Origin of the sequence: Dactylosporangium sp. NPDC000521, assembly GCF_042898305.1 — a bacterium.
Classification (GTDB): domain Bacteria; phylum Actinomycetota; class Actinomycetes; order Mycobacteriales; family Micromonosporaceae; genus Dactylosporangium.
The window spans coordinates 365,402-384,542 of record NZ_JBIAYW010000006.1; the positions used below are offsets into that span (position 1 = coordinate 365,402).

Sequence of the window (19,141 nt, forward strand, 5' to 3'; positions counted from 1 at the left end):
CACCTCCTGCTCGCGCAGGCCCTAGACCCGGGCCATCGACGTGTATGGCTCCAGCGCCCGGGCGAGCGCCTCCGGCACACGAGCCGGCACCGTCCTGGTGTTCGGCCCGCGCATGCAGGCCACCCGCTGGCCGCCCCGGGCGACGAGCAGCTCGCCGCCGGAGTCGACGCGCACGTAGTCGAAGCTGAACTCGATCTGGGTCTGCGCCAGCTCCACCAGCCGCATCCGGATCGACAGCTCGTCGAACGCGGTGATCTCGGCGAAGAACTCGCAGCCGACCCGCAGCGTGAAGAGCTTCAGGTCGTCCTGCAGGTCCGCGAGCACCTCGGGCGCCTTCGTCTTGAGGAACAGCTCCCGGCAGCGGCCCTGCCAGCGCAGGTAGTTCACGTAGTACACGTTGCCGACGAGGTTGGTCTCCTCGAACCCGACCGTGTGCTGGTACTCGAAGTACGACTCCATCACGCCTTCCCTCCTGCGTCCGCGGCCCCGGTCAGGACCGCGAACACGACCGGCGAGCCGACGCCGCGCACGGTGGTGGCGAAGGTCGCCACGCACGCGTCCCCGGCCGAGTAGACGACCCAGCCGGCCCGCGCCGACGGCAGCAGGCTCAGCGGCCCGAGCGTCGAGCGGCCCGCCTTCTGCACACACTCCACTGCCGCCCACACCCGCGTCGCCGCGGTGTCGGTGTCCTCGCCGGTCAGACCGGCGGCGAGCTCCGCCAACCCGGCGTGCTGGCCGAGCAGGCCCTGCCACTCCTGCGCCGTGCGGGCGGTGACCGTCTCGAGGTCGCAGCCGAGCACGCCGGGGGCGGCGGTGCACAGGGTCAGCCCGGCGCCGTGCGCCGCGGAGACCGTGCGCGGGTCGTCGACCTCCGGCTTGCCGTCGGGCCGGTACCGCACCTCGACGCCACGGCCGAATGCCCGCCCGGCGGCGATCGCGGTCCGGGCCCGCCGCTGCTCGACGTGGTCCTCACCGCCGGCCGCACCCGCAGGACCGTCCGGCTCGACCGCGACCGCGACCCTGGTGCCGACCAGGTCCTCGAGGGTGCGCTCCAGGTAGGAGCCCAGCAGCGGCGCCACCCACGGTCCCCGGCCGTCCAGCTTGCGCACGGCCCGCAGGTGCAGGCCGTCCCACCGCTCGACGACGGTGCCGGCGGCGTCGCGCAGCGCGATGTCGTAGATGTACAGGTCGCCGTCGTGGCTGCGCTCGGTGGCGCAGTACCGCAGCCCGGTCGCCGACGTGAGCCCCTCCCCCGCCGGGTAGATGCGCTCCACACCCGCCGGCAGCAGGGTCGCGTCGGGGACGCAGACCTGGTTGCCGTGCATGAGCGCGTCCCGCACGCCGGGGTCGCCGAGCAGCAGGCGGTCCGGCAGGTACCCGGCGAACCACCGGGTGTCCGGGACGGCGGCCAGGTCGGCGTCGACGTCGCGGGCCGCGACCCGGTGGTAGGCGCGCAGCCGCTGGAACCGGCCACCCTGGAAGAGCACCCCGTCGTAGAGCTCGGTGCGCGGGTCCAGCGGCACCGCCGGCAGGGTGTCGGCCTGCACGGGCGGGCCGTCGGGGGCCTCGCCGCGGTCCAGCCGCAGCCGCGCCCGGAAGTGCTCGGCGGCGAACTGGGTCTCGGCGCTGCGGATGACGACCTCGACGGTGTCGTCGGCGGTGACCACCGCGGCGACCCGGATGACCGTGCTGCCGTCCGGCGGCACCACGATCGGCCGCAGGAACCGCGCGTCCTCGATGACGGGCACGCCCTCGTGGCCGGTGACGGCGGACGCGACCTGGGCCATCGCCTCCATGCCGAACACCGCCGGGAAGAGCAGGTTGCCGTCGAGGAGGTGGTCGGCGAGGTACAGGTCGGTGCCGGCGCTCAGCTCGGTCTCGCAGACGAGCTCGACGCCGTGGTAGCGCACCAGCGGGCGGTCCACGAAGCGCAGCAGCGGCAGCTCCGGCTTGTCGTAGCGGACGGTGTCGATGCCCGTCGTACGGCCGCTGATGACGACGACCGACGGGGCCTCCGGGTCGGCGAGAAGCCGCCGCAGGATGGCGATGCCCTGGTCGGGGGTGACGGGGACGACGCCCTCGCGGGTCAGCGACTCCACCACCGACAGGCGCTCGCCCATGCCGACGCCGGACCACACCGACCACTCCATGCAGATGCTGCGGCAGTTCGGGTGGTCCCGGCCGGTCTGCACGGTGAGGTCGGCGAGCCATTCGTTGGCGGTGGCGTAGTGCGCCTCGCCGCGCAGGCCGGCCCGGCCGATGATGCTGCCGAGCGTCACCAGCAGCTTCAGCCGGGACGGGTCGACCGCGTCGAGGACGGCGCGCAGCCCGTCGATCTTCGGGGCGAACGTGCGCCGGAACGCGGCCATGTCGAGGCTGGTCACCGAGGCGGGCTCGTTGCGCCCGGCGCCGTGCAGCACGGCGGTGACCGGGCCCAGCTCCGCGGTGAGCTCGGCGACGGCCCGGCGGACCGCGGCGGCGTCGGTGACGTCGGCCTGCGCATACCGGACGGTGATGCCGTGCTCGGTCATGCGGCGCAGGTTCGCCGACAGCTCGGCGTCCTGCGCCGGGTCGGAGCGGCCGAGCAGCGCCAGCGCGGCCCCGCTGTCGCTGGCCATGGCGAGGGCGCACTCGGCGGTGATGCCCTTGCCGCCGCCGGTCACGAGCAGCACGTCGGTGCGGGCGAGGGGCACGTGCGTGATGGCCGGCTCGACCGGCATCGCCCGCAGCGTCGGCACCCGCCGCACGCCGCCGAGGTCGTAGTACGCCTCCGCGAAGCCGTTCGTCGCGGCGACCTCGGCGACGACCCACCCGACCGCGGCCGGGACCGCCGGCACGTGCACCACCGTGGTGGTGAGGTGCGGCGCCTCCAGCCGGACCGTCTTGGCCAGGCCGGCCGCGCCGCGGCCGTGCTGCACGAGCACGAACCGCTTGCCCGTCTCCCGGCCGGTCACCGCCGCCTTGGCGCCGTGCAGCGCGAACTGCAGCTGCTCCTCGGTGCACTGCTCGGGCAGGCAGACCAGCAGCCCGGCGCCCACCCCGGCGCGCTCCAGCTCGCGGCGCAGCGGCTCGGCGAGCGGGTTGCCGGCGTCGGCGTAGACCTGCCAGTGGCCGTCGTCCTGCGGCGCGGTGCGCGGCGGCAGCGGCAGCTCGTCGAGGTCCAGCGACCACGGCCGGGCCCACGGTGCCGCACCGGCCACCTGGGTGGCCGCGGACGCGGCGGCGTCACCGTGCTGAGCGGTCGCGGCGAGCGTGTCGAGCGCCTCCGCGAGCTCCTCGATGGTCGCGGTGGCGAGGTTCGTCGGCAGCTGCGCCACCGGCAGGTTCATCTGCTGGGCGACCTGGTTGAGCACCTGGCCGACGGTGATCGAGCTCAGGTGCAGGTCGTCCAGCAGGCGGCTGCCCGTGCCGACCAGCTCCACCGGCAGCTCGGCCCGCTCGGCGGCGAAGCGCCGCAGCAGCTCGACGCTGGACTCCGCCGGCCGGTCCCCGGGGGCCCGCACGTCGCCGCCGGCCGGCGTGACCGGCTCGGCCGTCGGCTGCGGCACCACCGTGAGGGCGGCCCTGCGGCGCACCACCGGCGCCGTCGGCGCCTGCTCGCAGGGGCTGGCGAAGAACGAGAACGTCGCGCCGACCGCGACCGGCCGGAGGAGCCGACCGTGGAACAGCGCGCTGTCGACCGGCGCGGCGCCCACGATGTAGGCGGCCGCGACGGCCCGCAGCAGGCCCGCGATGGACTCGTCGTCGGTGTCCAGCGCCACGGTCGGCACGTCGGTCACCGACGCCGCCAGGTGGCTGAGCACCCGGCCGGGGCCGACCTCGATGAACAGGTCGATGTCCTTGGCGGCCAGCTCGACCGCCTGGTTGAACAGCACCGGATCGGTGATCTGGCGGTGCAGCAGCGTGGCGATGTCGGTGTCGCGGGTGAGCACGTCGCCGGTGACGGTGGAGACGACCCGCCGGCCGACCGGGGCGAAGTCCTCCTCGGCCAGGGCGGCACCGAACGCCGCCGCGGCCGGGGCGACCAGCGGCGAGTGGAAGGCGTGCGACACGTGCAGCCGGGACCACTGCACGGCCGCGGCCGCGGCCCGCTCGCACACGGTGTGCACCGCGTCGACCGGCCCGGCCACGACGGTCTGGTTCGGTCCGTTGTACCCGGCGATGACGACCGGCAGCCCGGCGACGAGCGTCTCGACGACCTCGGGGCCGGCCGCGATGCCGGCCATCGTGCCCGACGCGCTGTGCTGCGACATGGTGCGCCCGCGCAGGGCGGCGACGCGCAGCAGCGCGGCCTCGTCCATCACGCCGGCCCACTGCAGCGCGGCGAGCTCGCCGAGGCTGTGCCCGACGGCGACGGTCGCCTCGATGCCCAGCGTCGACATGACCCGCAGGCCGGCCATCGCGCCGGTGACGATGCGCGGCTGGGCCACCTCGGTGGCGACGACGTCGCCGCCGACCGGCAGCGCCGCGTCGACGTACACCTCCTCCGCCTCGGCGAACCGGCGGCGCAGCGCCCCGCCGGAGACGCCGCGACCGGAGCCCTGGCCGGGGAACAGGAACCCGACCTTGCCGGGCCCGCTGGCGTGGCCGAGGAAGCAGCGGCCGTCGGCGGCGAAGTGGGTGGTCTCCCCGGCGTCGAGGATCTCGCACAGCCGGCGCAGGCCCTGCACGGCGTTGTCGGGCGAGGAGGCGATGACGGCGGCGCGGTACGGCAGGTCCCGCAGCCCGTTGTGCAGCGTGGCGGACAGGTCCGACAGCTGCGCGTAGGAGAGCTTCGGCACGAAGTGCACGAGCTCGTCGAGCTTCTCCCGCAGCTCCTGCGCGGAGCCCGCGTCGGCCAGCAGCAGCTCGACGTCCTGCAGCGAGGACGCGAGCGCCTTGGTGCGGCTGTCCAGCGGCACCCGCCGGCGCGGCGCGGTGTTCTCCAGCACGATGTGGGTGTTGATCCCGCCGAAGCCCATGGCGGTGACGCCGACGCGCACCGGCGTCTCCCGCGGCCACGGCTCGGCCTTGCGCAGCACCCGCAGGGCGGGCGCGTCGCCGGTGAGCACCTCGTGCGGGTCGCGGGTACCGATCGCCGGGGGCAGCACCTGGTGGTACGCCGCCAGGGACGCCTTGATGAGCCCGGCGACGCCGGCGGCGGCCTTCGTGTGGCCGATCATCCCCTTGATCGAGCTGATCGCGGCCGGCGCGCTGTCCGGGTCCGCCTCGCGGCGGGCCTCCGACAGGGCGGTGAGCTCGGTGGCGTCGCCGACCTTCGTGCCGGTGCCGTGCCCCTCGAAGAGCGCGACGGTCTCGATGCCGAAGCCGGCCCGCTCGTAGGCGCGGCGCAGGGCCAGCTTGTAGCCGCTGGCCTCCGGCCGGGTCATGCCGCCCTTGCCGTCGGAGGAGATGCCCCAGCCGGCGATGGACGCGTAGATGCGGTGCCCGGCGGCGACCGCCTCGGGCTCGCGCATGAGCACGACCATGCCGCAGCCCTCGCCGGGCCAGAAGCCGTTGGAGCCGCGGTCGTAGACGCGCATCTCGCCGGTGGCGAGCGCGCCCGTCTTGGCGAACCCGATGATCTCGAACGGGTCGATGGACAGGTCGACACCGCCGGCGACGGCGACGTCGGCCTCGCCGTCGATGAGCGCCTTGCACGCGGTCGCGACGGACAGCAGCGACGACGAGCAGGCGCCGTCGACGGTGTACCCGCCGCCCTTGAGGTCGAAGTGGTTGCAGATCCGCCCGGCGATCGTGTTGGACAGCGCGCCGGCGAGGGTGTCCTCGTCGATCTCCGGGAACGGCGACTTGTACGCGTCCTCGAAGTCCGCCAGGAAGCTCTGCAGCTGGTCGTCGTCCCAGTCCTGGGCCTTGAGCGCGGCGGTCACCATGCGGCTCACGTACGGCCAGCGCAGCCGCATCTGGTTGGCGCGGGCGAACTCGCCGGTGAGGCTGTTGCCGACGACGACCGCGGTGCGCTCGCGCGGCAGGCCCTCCGCCATCGGGAAGCCGGCGTCGGCGAGCGCGAGCGCGGCGATGTCCAGGGCGAGCCAGTGGGTGAGGTCGGTCGCGCGGTACGTGCTGCCGGCGATCTTGTACGCGATCCGGTCGAACTCGTAGCCGTCGATGACGGCGGCGAGCCGGGCGTAGAAGCGGTCCCTGGCCTTGGGGTCGGCGTCGAAGTAGTCGTCCAGCCGCATCCGTTCGTCGGGCAGCTGGCGGAACGCGCGGCGCCCCGCGAGCGCGTTCTCCCACAGCTCCCGGGGGGACGTGGCGTCCGGGTATCGGCACGCCATGCCCACCACGGCGATGTTGGTCATGTCAGGTCACCTTTCCGTGGCCGGCACGAGCGCGTGCTTGATGCGCTGCCGCCAGATCTCGTAGGCGGGGATCTCGTCGTCGAAGGGCAGCCCGATGAGCGCCTCGTCGGTCACCTTGGCCGCGGCGGCGGTGGACTGCTCGCAGAACACCCGGGTCGCGATCTCGTTGTGGGCCACGACCAGCCCGGCACGGACCCGGGCGCCGGCCGCGAACGCCGAGCCCTGTGCCACGTCCCCGGCGTACGGCCCGGCGGCGTCGCGGAACCAGGTCAGCTCGGCCTCGTCGGCCCCGCCGGCGTAGGTGGCGGCCAGGCCCGCGCCGGCGTACAGGTCGGCGCGGCGGCGCTCGTCGAACTTGTCGAACGCGGCGACGACGCGCCGCGGGTCGGTGCCGCACACGAACCAGGTGGCCCGCCCGACCCCCTGGTCGGTGGCGCGGGCGGCATACCAGGACGGCCCGTCCGCCGGCCACGGGAACGACTCGTCCTGGTAGCACTCGTGCACGTAGCGCTGGGTCTTGAAGTAGGCCTGGTGGAAGCCGTAGCCGTCCAGCACCAGCCAGCGCAGCAGCGGATCCGGCGCGTGCAGCGTGTTCCAGCGGAACTTCGGGATCCGGGCCATCGCCCAGCCCACGCCGACGTACACCATGTAGATGTGGTCGTCGGCGGGGCCGGCGAGGAAGTCCTCGACGTGCCGGCGGCCGCCGACGGGCAGCCCGTCGCGGACGGCGAAGGCCATGGCCGCGCCCTCGTAGGCGAAGCCGCGGTAGGCGTGCGGGATGTCGGCGAGCCGCGCGTCCGCCTCGGCCGGGTGCCCGACCTCGGCGGCGATCGCGTACCCGGCGAGGAACTGACGGCCGACGTTCTCCAGCCGGTCGCGTGCCTCGGCGTTCTTCACGTGAAAGCCCCGGACATCCATTTTGGTTTCCGAGACGTTCGGCGTCAGGACGCGCCGGCGGAGAGATTGAAACATCGTCATTTCGGGTTCCCCCAGACAGAACGTTTCACAAATTGTCGTCTGCCTATATGGGTGACGTCATCTCCGCCATTGCGACCGTTGCATTCCGCCAAACTCGGCGAGTGCCGGTTCCTACCGCACGGACGCGGCCGGCACTGCGACGGCCGCCCGGATCCTGCGGCGCCACGTCTCGTAGTCCAGCTCACCGGTGGACCCGGTGGAGGGCTCGACGGCCACTTCGTCGGCGAGCTGGGCGGCCCGGGCGACGCTCAGGTCGGTCAGCGCCGCCACCGCCACCGCGGTGTGCCCGGGCTCGAAGCCGGAGAAGACGCGGGCCTTGGCCGCGAAGACCGAGCCCTGCGCGACGTGGGTCCAGTGCTCCCCCGACTCGCGGCGCAGCGCGGCGAGCCCGGCCGCGTCGCTGCCGCCGGCGAACGTCGCCGCCAGCCCGACGCCGCTCCACAGGTCGGCCTGCCGGTCGGCGGCGAAGCGGCCCACCGCGGCCGCGACACCGGGCACCTGCCCGCCGTGGATGAACCACAGCGCCCGGCCGATGCCCTGGTCGCAGGCCCGCTGGAAGTAGTCGGCGCGGCCCTGCCACGGGTACGGCGCCAGGCGCTCCTGCCGGTCCACCCACCGCGCGGTCTGGAAGTAGGCGCGGTCGAAGCCGTAGCCGTCGACGGCGAGCCAGCTCATCGTCGGGTAGTACGGGGTGCCGGTGAGGTCCGGCAGGATCTTCTTCCACAGCGGGCGCGGCAGCCGGGCCATGGCGAACCCGATGCCGATGTAGGTGAGAAACGTGTGCGGCACCGCCGGCCCGGACAGCAGGTCACGGGCCCGGTGGCCGCGGCCGCCGGCCATCGCGTCGAGCACCGTGACCGCCATCGTCGCGCCCTCGTAGGCGAAGCCGCGCATCTCCGGCTCCACCAGCTCCAGCCGCTGGACCAGCTCCGCCTGCGTCCTGGTGTCGATGCCCCACTCGAAGCCGACGAGGACCGCCTGCGGGATCGCCTCGAGCCGGCGGGTCACCTCGGTCGGCTCGACCGGGAACCCCCGCTGCGCGAAGGAGACTTCCTTGAACGACGGCGTCAGCACCAGGCGCCGCAGGGAACCGAGTGTGCTCGGCATGGTCGTGCCTCCTCAAACCTGGATCGGTCCGGCCGGAGGCGGGCGCCTCGGGCCTCAGGGACGTCGCAGCCGGCGTCCCTGGCGCCGCAGCACCGCGTACGCGAGCGCGACGAGCAGCACCGCGTCGACGACGAGCAGCGCCATGTTCATCGGGTCGTCGCTGACGTGCTGGTGCCCGGCGGCGGCCACGTCGGCGCCCGGGTCACCCCCGCCGACCGGCGCGGCGGTCACACCCACGCCGAAGCGGGTCACCGCCGACAGTTCCGCACCGCCGGCCAGCCGGACGTGGTACGCGACGAGGTACGTGCCGCCGGTCAGCGCGACGGGCACGGTGAGGGTGCCCCCGTCCAGCCGGACGGGGCCGGTGGTCACCGGAACGCCGCCCTCGGTGGCGACGGCCAGGTGGTAGTCGTACGCCGCGAGCTCACCGGTGAAGGTCGCGGTCACCGCGGTCGGTGCGGTGGTCACGGTCGCGCCGTCGGCGGGGTCCATCGTGGACAGCCGAGCCGGCGCCGGCTCCGCCAGCAGCGCGAAGGCCAGGACCGCGGCGGCGACCGCCCCGACCAGCCAGGCGACCGGGGAGCGCAGGGCCGAGCGGAGCCCGCGGGCGCGGGCCCCCCTCGACGTCGTCACGGTCATACGGCGCCGGCCGCGACCAGCGGCCTGGCGCAGTTGCACGGCGCCGCCTGCGCCTCCGCACGGTTCGGGCGCAGGTGCAGGATGACCGCGACCACCATCGGCAGGAAGACGATGGTGTTGTAGAACAGGTGCAGCTCCACCCGCGGGAACACCGTCTGCAGGACGCTCGTGGGCACCGCCTTGCCGAACAGGAAGTGCCCGGTCTGCGCCTGCAGGAACAGCAGCAGGTGCTCGATGTGGTGCCAGAACTGGATCGCGAGGGCGATCGTCCACCAGGCCCGGGCCCGGCCGGTGAACGCCGCCCGCAGCGCGAACAGCGCCACCAGCATCACCAGCGCGTAGCCGTAGTGCAGCCATTCGCTCTTCACCAGCCACGGGTAGGCCAGCCCCAGCACGCCGCGCGACTCCTTCAGCGGCCAGTGCAGCACCCAGATCTGGTACGCCTGCGCCAGGTGCTCGGCCCAGTGCGCCAGGACCACCACCATGAACAGGTTCAACCCGATGCGGTGGAAACGGCCGTTCAGGCCGCCCTGCCGTCCCCCCGCCAGCTCGACTCTCGCCACTTCGACTCCTCTACTCTGCCGGTGGTGCTCACAAACGACGGCGCCGCGGTGCGGGCCGCCGCCATCCGGTTGCCGATCAGCCGCGACGCGGCGAAGGCGGACCACGCGACGGCGTCCACGAGCGCGGCGTCGGCGGGCTCGACCCGGCGGAACTCGGCGACCGTGCCCTCGTCGACCTGGTAGGACGACAGCGCCGTCAGCAGCGCCAGCCGGCCGGCGGGCCGCTCGTGCGGCGGCAGGTCGGCGATCAGGTCCTCGCACCACTGCGTGCTCAGGCCGGTGTCGTCGCCGCGCCACGCGTCCAGCTGGTCCAGGACCAGCCGGCGCACCGAAAGGGGCAGGGACCGGGCGCCGGCGAACTCGAACGCCTGGTAGGAGCGGGCGATCGCGGCGGCGATGTCCCGGTTGGCGCCGGCCCAGGCCGCGTCGACCGGCATCGGCGCGGGGGCGAGCAGCCCGACGGACCGGCCGGCCTCGCGCGGCGTGCGCAGAGTCGGGCGCAGCAGCCGGCTGATGCCCTGCTTCATCCGCCGCCGCGACCTGGGCCCGAGGCCCGGCGGCAGCAGGAAGTTGGAGAGGAACACGTTCACCATGCGGCTCACGTAGTGGAAGGCCACGACGACGCCGAGCAGCTCGGCGCGTTCGGTGGCGCTCAGCCCCGCCGGCTCCGGCGCGGCGCCGTCGAGCTGGTGCCCGGTGCGGGCCCACGCGGTCACCGCGCGCAGCTCGGGGTCGCGCATCGCCTCGACCCGGTCGCCGGCGACCGCCTCCGCGTCGTGCTCGCCGGTCAGGTCGTACATGCCGACGCTGTGCATCTCCACGCAGTAGGGGCAGATGTTGGCGACCGCGACGGCGGCGGCGACCGCCTCCTTCGCGTCGCGGCCGACCGTTGGCCCGGCGAGCGGCTCGCGGGTGAGCATCCAGTAGGCGGCGAGCAGGTCCGGCGACGGCGAGTGCAGCTGCGCCGGCGGGACCACGAGCCGCATCTCGTCGGCGACCTGTGCGTAGACCTGCGCCACCACACCGGAGGCCGCCGGTAACGACACCGGCGTCACGTACCTGACCTGTCGCTGGATCACCGAGGAAGCCACCCGACTGATGACCACAGCCGCCTCCCGTCATCTTCGGGCTGCACTGCCCGCAGCACCCGCTGCTGGGCCACACTAGCGACGCGACAATGCCGCTGGACATAGCCGAACATCGACATGACACAAACAGCGCATGATTGAAGAACAGTCAATTCCGCAGCACGGCCGGAGATGCATTTCCGTGATGTGGGCGGGCAGGATGCCGCTAACTCTTCTCGCCTTATGTCAGGAGTTGCCGTGCAATCCGACACCACTGTCGCAAGTGTGTCCGATGTGGACATCGAGCCGCTCCAGGCGATGACCATCGAGGCGTACGCGGACACCATCATCCCCGGGGAGCAGCGGCACCCCGGCGACCGGGTGTGCGCGGGTGCGGCGCCCGGCGGCGGCGCGGTCGCCGCCGGCGCGCTGGAGCTGCTGACGTGGTCCGCCGGCGGGCTCGCCGAGCAGCTCGGCACGTTCGCCTTCCTGCTCGACATGCACGCCACCGAGTACGCCGCCGAACACGACCTGACCCTCGACGACGACGTCCCGCCGTTCGTGGCGCTGGACTTCGAGCACCGCACCGCGCTCGTGCGGCGGCTCACCGACCCCGGCCACCCAGAGAAGCAGATCTGGGTCGGGCTGGCGCTGTTCAGCAACATGGCCTACGACAGCGCCGCGCACCTCAACACCACCGACGCGCTGGCGGCCGGCCACCCCGGCCTGCTCGCGATCGGCTACGCGGCGCCGGACGCCGACGGACTGTGGCGGTTCCCGCGGTTCTCCTACGGCCGCCAGCTGGCCCCCATCCACCCGAACACGACCCCGACCGGGAGCCCGGCATGACGTACGTGGAATCGACCGACGTCCTGGTGATCGGCAGCGGCTTCGGCGGCGCGATCACCGCCTACCACCTCGCCGCCGGCGGCGCGAAGGTGGTCGTGCTGGAGCGCGGCCCGTGGCTGGAGGCCGGCGAGTTCGACCACGACTTCAAGCTCGGCTCGTCCTACACGCGGGCGTTCGACTTCGTCGTCGGCGACGGGATGAGCATCCTCGGCGGCAACTGCGTCGGCGGTGGCAGCGTCGTCTACTTCGCCACGATGCCCCGCGCGCCGCGGTTCGTCTTCGAGCGCCACGGCAGCATCGGCCGCCGGATGTGGCCCGCCTCGATCACCCGCGACACCCTCGACCCGTGGTACGACGTGGTCAGCGAGGCCCTGCCGATCACCCCGCAGCGGTGGGAGCAGATCCCCTACGCCGGCGGCCTGTTCGCCGCCGCGTGCGCGCACGCCGGGCGCACCGCCAACCCGTCGCCGTCCGCCGTCGACGTCGGCAAGTGCACCAACTGCAACTGGATGATGGCCGGCTGCCGCTTCGACGCGAAACGCTCCCTGCTGCTCAACTACCTGCCGGCCGCGCTCGCGCACGGTGCGGAGATCCGCCCGCTGCACGAGGTGCAGCGGCTGACCCGGCACGACGACGGCTCCTACCGGGTGCACTACCGCGTCGTCGACGACGAGGACTACCGGATCCTGCACGAGGAGGGCGCGATCGACGCGAAGATCGTCATCGTCGCCGCCGGCTCCGGCGCCACCCCGGTCATCCTGCAGCGCTCCGAGGCCGACCTGGGCACCATGCCGCACGCGGTCGGGCGCTACTTCTCCGGCAACGGCGAACGGCTCAACACCGCGGTCTTCAACGAGGACCGGGTCCGTGACGTGCTCGGCCTGGACCGCGGCGACGGGGTGCCCTACGAGGCGTACCAGATCGGCCGCGGCCCCACCGTCGCCAGCTGGGACAAGCTCGACGGCTCGCTGCCGGAGTACGAGCGCTACTCGCTGGAGCAGCTGTACTTCCCGCCCGGCCTCGGCACGATCCTGGCGCAGGTCAAGGACCCGTCCGCGGCCAGCTGGTTCGGCGTGGAGAAGAAGGAGATGCTGCGGACCTGGAAGTCGTGGCTGACCATCTTCACGATGTCGGAGGACGACAACGAGGGCGTGTTCGGCCCGCCGCCGGAGACCGGCAACGCCCACCGGATGTCGCAGCAGATGCTCGGCCACGGCCCGCTGTCGTACAAGCCGACGAAGAACACCTGGCGCGGCTGGGACCTGTCCGACGCCGACGTCAAGGACATCCTGGAGCGCGACGGGCTGGCGCAGGTGACGCCGTGGACCAACGACCTCATCGGCGCCTACACCGTCCACCCGCTCGCGTCGTGCCGCATCGGCGACGACCCGGCGACCTCCGCCCTCGACGACACCCACGAGCTGCGCGGCCACCCCGGCATCTTCGTGACCGACGGCTCCGCGGTCCCCGGCGCCCTCACCGTCAACCCGGCGCTGACCATCTCGGCCCTCGCCGAGCGCGCGGTGCCCGGCATCGTCAAGGCGCTGCAGGCCCGCGGCGTCGCCGTCACCTACGGAGCACCGTCGCCGACCGGCCAGTCCGCCGCCCGGCGCCCCGCGCTCAACCGGTCCTGAGCTCTTGCCGTCGGAGCCCGCCGGACCCTCCGGCGGGCTCCTTTTCATCTCTGTGAGGCTTCCGTGTCCCTGTTCACCCGTGCGGCCGGGCGCATCGCGCTGACCCACGTCGGTCGCGTGACACCCGTCGAGCCGTCGTCCGCGACCGGTCTCGTCGATCAGGTGTACCGCCAGGTCGAGCGCGACTTCGGCATGCTCGCCCCGCCGGTCGCGCTGCACTCGCCGGCGCCCGCGGTGCTCGCCGGCGCCTGGACGATGCTGCGCGAGACGCTGCTGGTCACCGGCGTGGTGCCCCGCGCGACGAAGGAGGCGGTCGCCGCGGCCGTCTCGACGGCGAATGCGTGCCCCTACTGCGTCGAGATCCACGGCGCCGCCCTCACCGGCCTCGGCGGCGGACCCGACGCCCAGGCGATCGCCGCCGGCCGGCTCGACGACGTCGCCGACCCGGGGCTGCGCGCGATCGCCGGCTGGGCCCGCGACCCGGTCCTGCGCGGCGCGGTGCCGTTCCCCGCCACGCAGCTGCCGGAGCTCGGCGGCGTCGCGCTCGTCTTCCACTACATCAACCGGATGGTCAGCGTCTTCCTGCGCCCCTCGCCGCTGCCGCCGCTGCCCGCCTTCACGCGCCGCGGCACGCTGTGGGTGGCCGGGCGGATGATGGGCACCTTTGCCCGCCGCGAGGCCGCCCCCGGCGCGTCGCTGGACCTGCTGCCGGCCGCCCCCGTGCCGCCGGACCTGGCGTGGGCCGGGCAGACCCGCATCGCCGACGCGTTCGCCCGGGCCGGCGCGGCCGTCGAGGAGGCAGCCGTCCCTGTGGTGCCGGAGCGCATCCGGTACCTGCTGCTGACCCGGCTGTCCGAATGGGACGGCAGCCCGCCGGGCGTGTCGGCGTCCTGGGCGGACGCGGCCCTCGCGGGCGTGCCCGACGACGAGGTGGCCGTGGGCCGGCTCGTCCTGCTGACGGCGCAGTCGGCCTACCAGGTCGGCGACCGCGTCGTCGGCGCGTTCCGCGAAGGCGACCCGCGCGACGCGTCGCTGGTGGCGGCGGTCTCGTGGGCGGCACTCACCGCGGCCCGCTGCATCGGCGCCCGGCTCCCCGACGGCGCACCGGCCGTCTGACACGAAAGACCGGCGGCGCTGTGCATCACGCGCCGCCGGTGCTGGTCGTGCCGCGATTCAGGCCTTGGGCACGTCGAACAGGTTGGGGACCCGGGCGGTGAGGCCGATGTCGCCCTTGGCCTTCATCTTGCCGAGCATGAACAGCGCGATCGGGTTCGCGTTGCCCGTCACCATCTTCAGGAAGTCGACGGCGCCGATGCTGAGCTCCAGCGTCGGCGTGCGGTCCGGGCCGGGCGACAGCGTGCAGGTGCGGTCGGCGATGACGAGCTCGTAGGTGTCGGCGCCGCCGTCCGGCCGGTCCCCGACCTTCCAGTGCAGCACCGCGTTGGTCGAGCCGGCCCGGTCGGCGCGGAACACGCCGGGCATCCGCACGAACACCTCGTCGAGCACCGCCCGGCGCTGCTCGCCGGTCATGAGCCGGCGCAGGTCCCCGGTGGAGCTGCGCTTCACCACCTGGGCGAACTCCGCCTGCGGGAGCGTCGCCGGATTGACGTCGGGCACGGTCATGGCTTTCCCCTTCCACCACCCGCCGCATCAAGCCGATGCAAGGCGGCTCTGCCCAGCACCCTAGACATCGACGCCCGCCACCACGTCTCCATCCGTGCGGGCTTCACCGCAGCGTCTGTGCGGGCGTCACCGCAGCGGGAAGCGCCCCTTGCGCCACTGGAAGTGGCCGCCGGCGTTGAAGTGCTCGACGACGGCACGCTGCAGCGCGGTGGTCCGCGGCAGCTGGTCGAGCGGGGTGGTCAGGGTCCGGAACACGAACCGCCGCACCTCGACGTCGGGGTCGATCCCTTCCGCCGCCTCGTACGGCTCCAGCTCGAACCTGCGCTGGAACTTCACGATGTTGGAGTCCCCGGGCAGGTACTCCAGCAGCTGCGGGTCGAGCAGCCACGACCCGCAGGCGAACTCCGTGTAGGCCTCGTCCGGGAAGTGCCGGGGGAAGAACGCGCGCGCCTCGTCGAGGGACGCGTCGACCGCCGCCGGCGTCAGCGGGCCGGAGTCGGGCACGTGCAGGTCGATCGCGCCCGCGCCGCGCTGGTGCTGCAGGCGCCCCAGCTCGTAGACGCCGCCCCGCCAGTGCAGGCTCAGCCAGGCCTGCATGACCGGCCAGCCCTCGCCCCGCATCCGCCGGTCGACCGCCAGGTTGCGCCCGAGGTCCGCGAGCGTCGCCCACGACACCTCCTCGGCGACGCCGTGCTCCCGGTGGTACCCCATGACGGCGTCCACCAGCGCCAGGTAGACGTACACGTAGAGGTGCCGCCACGCGGGCCCCCGGTCGCGCGGCAGCTCCGGCCCGGGCACGAGCCAGCCGTACCCGCCGAGGTCCGCGCGCACGAGCGCGACCGAACGGTCGAGCAGCCACCGCAGCTCGTCTGTCCACAGTGGAGCGCCGGGGTCCGGCCAGCCCGCCATGATCTCGGCGGCGTCGTCCGGCCCCACCCCGAGCCGCTCCAGCATCGCGGGCGCGGCGCCCTTGGCGGGCAACGGCGCCGGCGAAGGGTCCCCGGCAAGGCGGTGCACCCGCGCGATCTCCTCAGCGTCCACCCCGAGCCGGGCGGCGATGTCGTCCAGGTCCACGCGGACGACCCTACCTCGCGACTACGTTCCGGACGGGGACAGCGTCGCCGGGAACGCGACCCGGGTGAGACGCTCGGAGACCTCCCAGACGCGGCGGGCGTCGGCCTCGCCGCGGAGGCGGGTGTAGACCGGCTGCTCGGCGGGGGCGCCGGAGAGGTGCTGAAACCCGCTCGGGCCGTAGAGGCGGCCGCCGCCCGCGTCCGGGGAGGTCGCCGCGTACAGGGCCGGCAGCAGCGCGGTCTCGACGGTGCCGACGAGGATCCCGCGGCGGCCGAGCGCACGGACGATGCGCCCGCCCAGCGTGGCGCGGGCCCGGCCGACCTCTGGCCGCGCCTGCAGCAGGCTGGTGGCGGCGACGCCCGGGTGGGCGAGGTTGCTGGTGATGCCCCAGCCGCCGGCCCGGCTGCGCCGGTCCAGCTCGAGGCCGAACAGGCCGAACGCGATCTTCGACTGGCTGTATGCCCGCATGCCGTCGTAGGAGCGTTCCCAGTTCAGGTCCTCCCAGTTGATGGCGTTCTGGTTCGCGGCGATGCTGATCTGCGAGGTCACGCGGGCGCGGCCGGCGCGCAGCAGGGGCAGCAGGTGGCCGACGAGCGCGACGTGACCGAGGTGGTTGGTGCCGAACTGCAGCTCGAAGCCGTCGGCGGTGGTCTGCCGCTCCGGCGGCGTCATCACCCCCGCGTTGTTGACGAGGATGTGGATCGGGCGGCCTTCGTCGCGCAGCGCGGCACCCAGCGCGGCGACCGAGGCGAGCGACGACAGGTCGAGCTCCCGCAGCGACAGGACGGCGTGCGGGTGCCGCTGCCTGATCGTCGCGACCGCGGCCTCGCCCTTGCGGCGGTTGCGCACGGGCATGACGACCTCGGCGCCGGCGGCGGCGAGCCGGGCGGCCAGGCCGAGCCCGACGCCGTCGCTCGCACCCGTGACGAGGGCCAGCTGTCCGTTGAGCGCGGGGACGGTGATGTCCGGTTTGCGTGTCATGCCCCCACTGTGCGCGTGATCCGCGGCCGTATCCACGGCCTCTCAATCCCAGGCTCCGCGCCGGCGACGGTGGTAGAACCGAAGACATGATCGACCGTGCCGGGCTCGCCGGCTTCCTGCGGCGGCGCCGCGAGTCGCTGCAGCCCGAGGACGTCGGCCTGCCGCGGGGGCAGCGCCGCCGGACCGCCGGCCTGCGCCGCGAGGAGGTCGCGACGCTCTGCCACATCTCCGCCGACTACTACAGCCGGCTGGAGCGGGAGCGCGGGCCGCACCCGTCCGAGCAGATGATCGCGTCGATCGCGCAGGGCCTGCACCTGTCGCTCGACGAGCGCGACCACCTGTTCCGGCTCGCCGGCCACCGGCCGCCGGTGCGGGGCACCACCAGCGCCCACATCAGCCCCGGCCTGCTGCGCATCCTCGACCGGCTCGCCGACACGCCGGCCGAGGTCGTCACCGAGCTCGGCGAGACGCTGCGGCAGACCCCGCTCGGCGTCGCGCTCACCGGCGACCTGACCGGCTACACCGGCCCGGCCCGCAGCATCGGCTACCGGTGGTTCACCGACCCCGCCTGCCGGGCCAGGTACCACCCCGACGACCACGCGCTGCACTCCCGCGTCTTCGCCTCCGGGCTGCGCGCCACGGTGACGCTGCGCGGGCAGGACTCGTGGGCCGCCCATCTGCAGCGCCTCCTGCTCGAGCGCAGCGAGGAGTTCCGGGCCGTCTGGGCCGAGCACGAGATCGGCGTGCGCTACAGCCACGTCAAGCGCTTCATCCACCCCGAGGTCGGCCTCCTCGAGCTGACGTGCCAGGCGCTGCTCGACTCCGACCAGGGGCACTCCCTGCTGGTCTACACTGCGGTCCCCGGCAGCGAGAGCCACGAGAAGCTCCAGCTGCTCTCCGTCATCGGCACCCACCAGGTCGTCGGCACCGAGGCGTGACGAGGACGCGGCCGTGTCCCGGGTCAACCCGCCACCGTACCCGGGCGGCCGATTGACCGCTGTAAGTTTCGGCGGCCGGCCCAGGCCCGTGGCGGCGCGGCGCCCGCGGCGTTGCCCTCCCGGCTCGCGCGACCGTAGCGTCCCCGCGATCAAGGTCGTGCATCGACGTCGGTGAGGAGCACATCACATGGGCAGACATCAGGAAGGCCGGCTGCGGGCCCGATTGCGGCGCTCGATCGCCGTGGCGGCGACCATCGCGGGCGTCGCGCTCGGTATCACGGCGTTCGCCGCCCCCGCAGCGGCCGCCGCCCCGACCGTTTCGAGCGTCGCCGCGGGCTACGCGCACACCTGCACGATCCGCACCGACGCGACGCTGTGGTGCTGGGGCAGCAACTGGAGCGGCGAGCTCGGTGACGGCACCAACGACACCAGGACCACGCCCACCCGGATCGGCACCGCCACCACGTGGGCCGGCATCGACGCCGGCAGCAGCCAGACGTGCGGGGTGCGGACCGACCACACGCTGTGGTGCTGGGGCAGGAACAACCGGGGCCAGCTCGGCGACGGCACCACCACGAACCGCAACGCCCCCGTCCAGGTCGGCACCGCCACCACCTGGGCGAGCGTCAGCACCGGCGACGCCCACAGCTGCGGCGTCCGCACCGACGGCTCGCTGTGGTGCTGGGGTTTCAACCGCCTCGGCCAGCTGGGCACCGGCACCGCTGACTACTACCTGACCTCGCCGGTCCGGATCGGCACGGCGTCCACCTGGGCGAGCGTCACGGCCGGCTACGCGCACACCTGCGGCACCCGCACCGACGGCACCCTGTGGTGCTGGGGCGACAGCTCCAGCGGGCAGATCGGCACGGGCACCCTGGCCTACTCGACCACCCCGGCGCAGGTCGGCACCGCCACCACGTGGAACGGCGTCACGGCCGGCTACGCGCACTCCTGCGGCACCCGCACCGACGGCACGCTGTGGTGCTGGGGCAACAACGGCTACGGCCAGCTCGGCGCCGCCGGCCCGCTGCAGTCCGCTCCTGTGCAGGTCGGCACCGCCACCACCTGGAACAAGGCCAACGCGGGTGACAACACGACCTGCGGCTCCCGCACCGACGGCAGCTTCTGGTGCTGGGGCAACAACATGGCCGGCGGCCTGGGCGACGGCACCACGACCAACCGCTCCACCCCCACCCAGGTCGGCACCGCGACCACCTGGACGCCCGGCTTCGTCGTCAACTACCACACCTGCGGGATCCGCGCCGACGGCAGCCTGTGGTGCTGGGGCAACAACGGCAACTCGCAGCTGGGCGACGGCACCACCACCCAGCGCAACACCCCGGGTCAGGTGACCATCCCGACCATCTGACGCTCGCGCCCCATCAA

At 73.7% G+C, this 19,141-nt stretch carries 15 protein-coding genes; 5 read left to right on the forward strand and 10 right to left on the reverse strand.

The features are described from left to right. Nucleotides 1–21: 21 nt before the first annotated feature. From ACFY3L_RS22120 to ACFY3L_RS22150, 7 genes are all read right to left on the reverse strand, one after another. The gene (locus ACFY3L_RS22120; RefSeq protein WP_389326890.1) at nt 22–459 is read right to left on the reverse strand and encodes an acyl-CoA thioesterase; all 438 of its coding nucleotides are present in this window, start codon (nt 457–459) and stop codon (nt 22–24) included. Then, nucleotides 459–6,302, reverse strand: coding sequence for an SDR family NAD(P)-dependent oxidoreductase (locus tag ACFY3L_RS22125; protein WP_389326894.1), 5,844 nt, complete (start codon nt 6,300–6,302; stop codon nt 459–461). The genes ACFY3L_RS22120 and ACFY3L_RS22125 overlap by 1 nt, the downstream gene beginning before the upstream one ends. A gap of 6 nt (nt 6,303–6,308) precedes the next feature. Next, entirely contained in the window at nt 6,309–7,280 is a 972-nt protein-coding gene (locus tag ACFY3L_RS22130; RefSeq protein ID WP_389326897.1) for a DUF1702 family protein, read from the reverse strand. 111 nt (nt 7,281–7,391) lie between these two features. Further along, complete coding sequence (locus ACFY3L_RS22135) at nt 7,392–8,387, reverse strand: DUF1702 family protein (RefSeq protein ID WP_389326900.1); 996 nt, start codon at nt 8,385–8,387, stop codon at nt 7,392–7,394. A gap of 54 nt (nt 8,388–8,441) precedes the next feature. Beyond that, nucleotides 8,442–9,020 carry a copper resistance protein CopC gene (locus ACFY3L_RS22140; protein WP_389326903.1) on the reverse strand — a complete coding sequence of 193 codons (579 nt, stop codon included), beginning with the start codon at nt 9,018–9,020 and terminating at the stop codon, nt 8,442–8,444. 2 nt (nt 9,021–9,022) lie between these two features. Continuing rightward, complete coding sequence (locus tag ACFY3L_RS22145) at nt 9,023–9,589, reverse strand: hypothetical protein (RefSeq protein WP_389326906.1); 567 nt, start codon at nt 9,587–9,589, stop codon at nt 9,023–9,025. Beyond that, entirely contained in the window at nt 9,547–10,668 is a 1,122-nt protein-coding gene (locus ACFY3L_RS22150) for a carboxymuconolactone decarboxylase (protein ID WP_389326909.1), read from the reverse strand. Before ACFY3L_RS22150 ends, ACFY3L_RS22145 begins: the two co-directional genes overlap by 43 nt. A gap of 306 nt (nt 10,669–10,974) precedes the next feature. On the opposite strand from ACFY3L_RS22150, the gene ACFY3L_RS22155 reads away from it, so the two are divergent. The 3 genes from ACFY3L_RS22155 (at nt 10,975) to ACFY3L_RS22165 (ending at nt 14,255) form a co-directional block, all read left to right on the forward strand. Then, nucleotides 10,975–11,505 carry a DUF5987 family protein gene (locus ACFY3L_RS22155; protein WP_389327365.1) on the forward strand — a complete coding sequence of 177 codons (531 nt, stop codon included), beginning with the start codon at nt 10,975–10,977 and terminating at the stop codon, nt 11,503–11,505. Next, a complete protein-coding gene (locus ACFY3L_RS22160) occupies nt 11,502–13,139 on the forward strand; it encodes an FAD-dependent oxidoreductase (protein WP_389326912.1) in 1,638 nt (545 codons plus the stop codon). Before ACFY3L_RS22155 ends, ACFY3L_RS22160 begins: the two co-directional genes overlap by 4 nt. 63 nt (nt 13,140–13,202) lie before the next feature. Next, nucleotides 13,203–14,255 carry a carboxymuconolactone decarboxylase family protein gene (locus ACFY3L_RS22165; protein WP_389326915.1) on the forward strand — a complete coding sequence of 351 codons (1,053 nt, stop codon included), beginning with the start codon at nt 13,203–13,205 and terminating at the stop codon, nt 14,253–14,255. Between the two features lie 57 nt (nt 14,256–14,312). On the opposite strand, the gene ACFY3L_RS22170 is transcribed toward ACFY3L_RS22165, so the two are convergent. The 3 genes from ACFY3L_RS22170 to ACFY3L_RS22180 form a co-directional block, all read right to left on the reverse strand. Next, entirely contained in the window at nt 14,313–14,762 is a 450-nt protein-coding gene (locus ACFY3L_RS22170; RefSeq protein ID WP_389326918.1) for an SCP2 sterol-binding domain-containing protein, read from the reverse strand. Nucleotides 14,763–14,888: 126 nt separating this feature from the next. Further along, nucleotides 14,889–15,836 carry an acyltransferase domain-containing protein gene (locus ACFY3L_RS22175; protein ID WP_389326921.1) on the reverse strand — a complete coding sequence of 316 codons (948 nt, stop codon included), beginning with the start codon at nt 15,834–15,836 and terminating at the stop codon, nt 14,889–14,891. A 21-nt stretch (nt 15,837–15,857) separates the two neighbouring features. Continuing rightward, nucleotides 15,858–16,817, reverse strand: coding sequence for an SDR family oxidoreductase (locus ACFY3L_RS22180; protein WP_389326924.1), 960 nt, complete (start codon nt 16,815–16,817; stop codon nt 15,858–15,860). Nucleotides 16,818–16,903: 86 nt separating this feature from the next. Between ACFY3L_RS22180 and ACFY3L_RS22185 the strand changes: the two genes are divergently transcribed. Continuing rightward, nucleotides 16,904–17,755: a helix-turn-helix transcriptional regulator gene (locus ACFY3L_RS22185; RefSeq protein WP_389326927.1), complete on the forward strand. Its 852-nt coding sequence runs from the start codon at nt 16,904–16,906 to the stop codon at nt 17,753–17,755. A gap of 187 nt (nt 17,756–17,942) precedes the next feature. Then, nucleotides 17,943–19,124, forward strand: a complete 1,182-nt coding sequence (locus ACFY3L_RS22190; protein ID WP_389326930.1) for an RCC1 domain-containing protein — start codon at nt 17,943–17,945, stop codon at nt 19,122–19,124. Nucleotides 19,125–19,141: the final 17 nt, after the last annotated feature.

Excerpts from the sequence above, each read along its gene's own strand:
- ACFY3L_RS22120 (WP_389326890.1), bottom strand. The coding sequence starts at position 459 with ATGGAGTCGTACTTCGAGTACCAGCACACGGTCGGGTTCGAGGAGACC.
- ACFY3L_RS22125 (WP_389326894.1), bottom strand. The coding sequence starts at position 6,302 with ATGACCAACATCGCCGTGGTGGGCATGGCGTGCCGATACCCGGACGCC.
- ACFY3L_RS22130 (WP_389326897.1), bottom strand. The coding sequence starts at position 7,280 with ATGACGATGTTTCAATCTCTCCGCCGGCGCGTCCTGACGCCGAACGTC.
- ACFY3L_RS22135 (WP_389326900.1), bottom strand. The coding sequence starts at position 8,387 with ATGCCGAGCACACTCGGTTCCCTGCGGCGCCTGGTGCTGACGCCGTCG.
- ACFY3L_RS22155 (WP_389327365.1), top strand. The coding sequence starts at position 10,975 with ATGACCATCGAGGCGTACGCGGACACCATCATCCCCGGGGAGCAGCGG.
- ACFY3L_RS22160 (WP_389326912.1), top strand. The coding sequence starts at position 11,502 with ATGACGTACGTGGAATCGACCGACGTCCTGGTGATCGGCAGCGGCTTC.
- ACFY3L_RS22170 (WP_389326918.1), bottom strand. The coding sequence starts at position 14,762 with ATGACCGTGCCCGACGTCAATCCGGCGACGCTCCCGCAGGCGGAGTTC.
- ACFY3L_RS22180 (WP_389326924.1), bottom strand. The coding sequence starts at position 16,817 with ATGACACGCAAACCGGACATCACCGTCCCCGCGCTCAACGGACAGCTG.
- ACFY3L_RS22185 (WP_389326927.1), top strand. The coding sequence starts at position 16,904 with ATGATCGACCGTGCCGGGCTCGCCGGCTTCCTGCGGCGGCGCCGCGAG.
- ACFY3L_RS22190 (WP_389326930.1), top strand. The coding sequence starts at position 17,943 with ATGGGCAGACATCAGGAAGGCCGGCTGCGGGCCCGATTGCGGCGCTCG.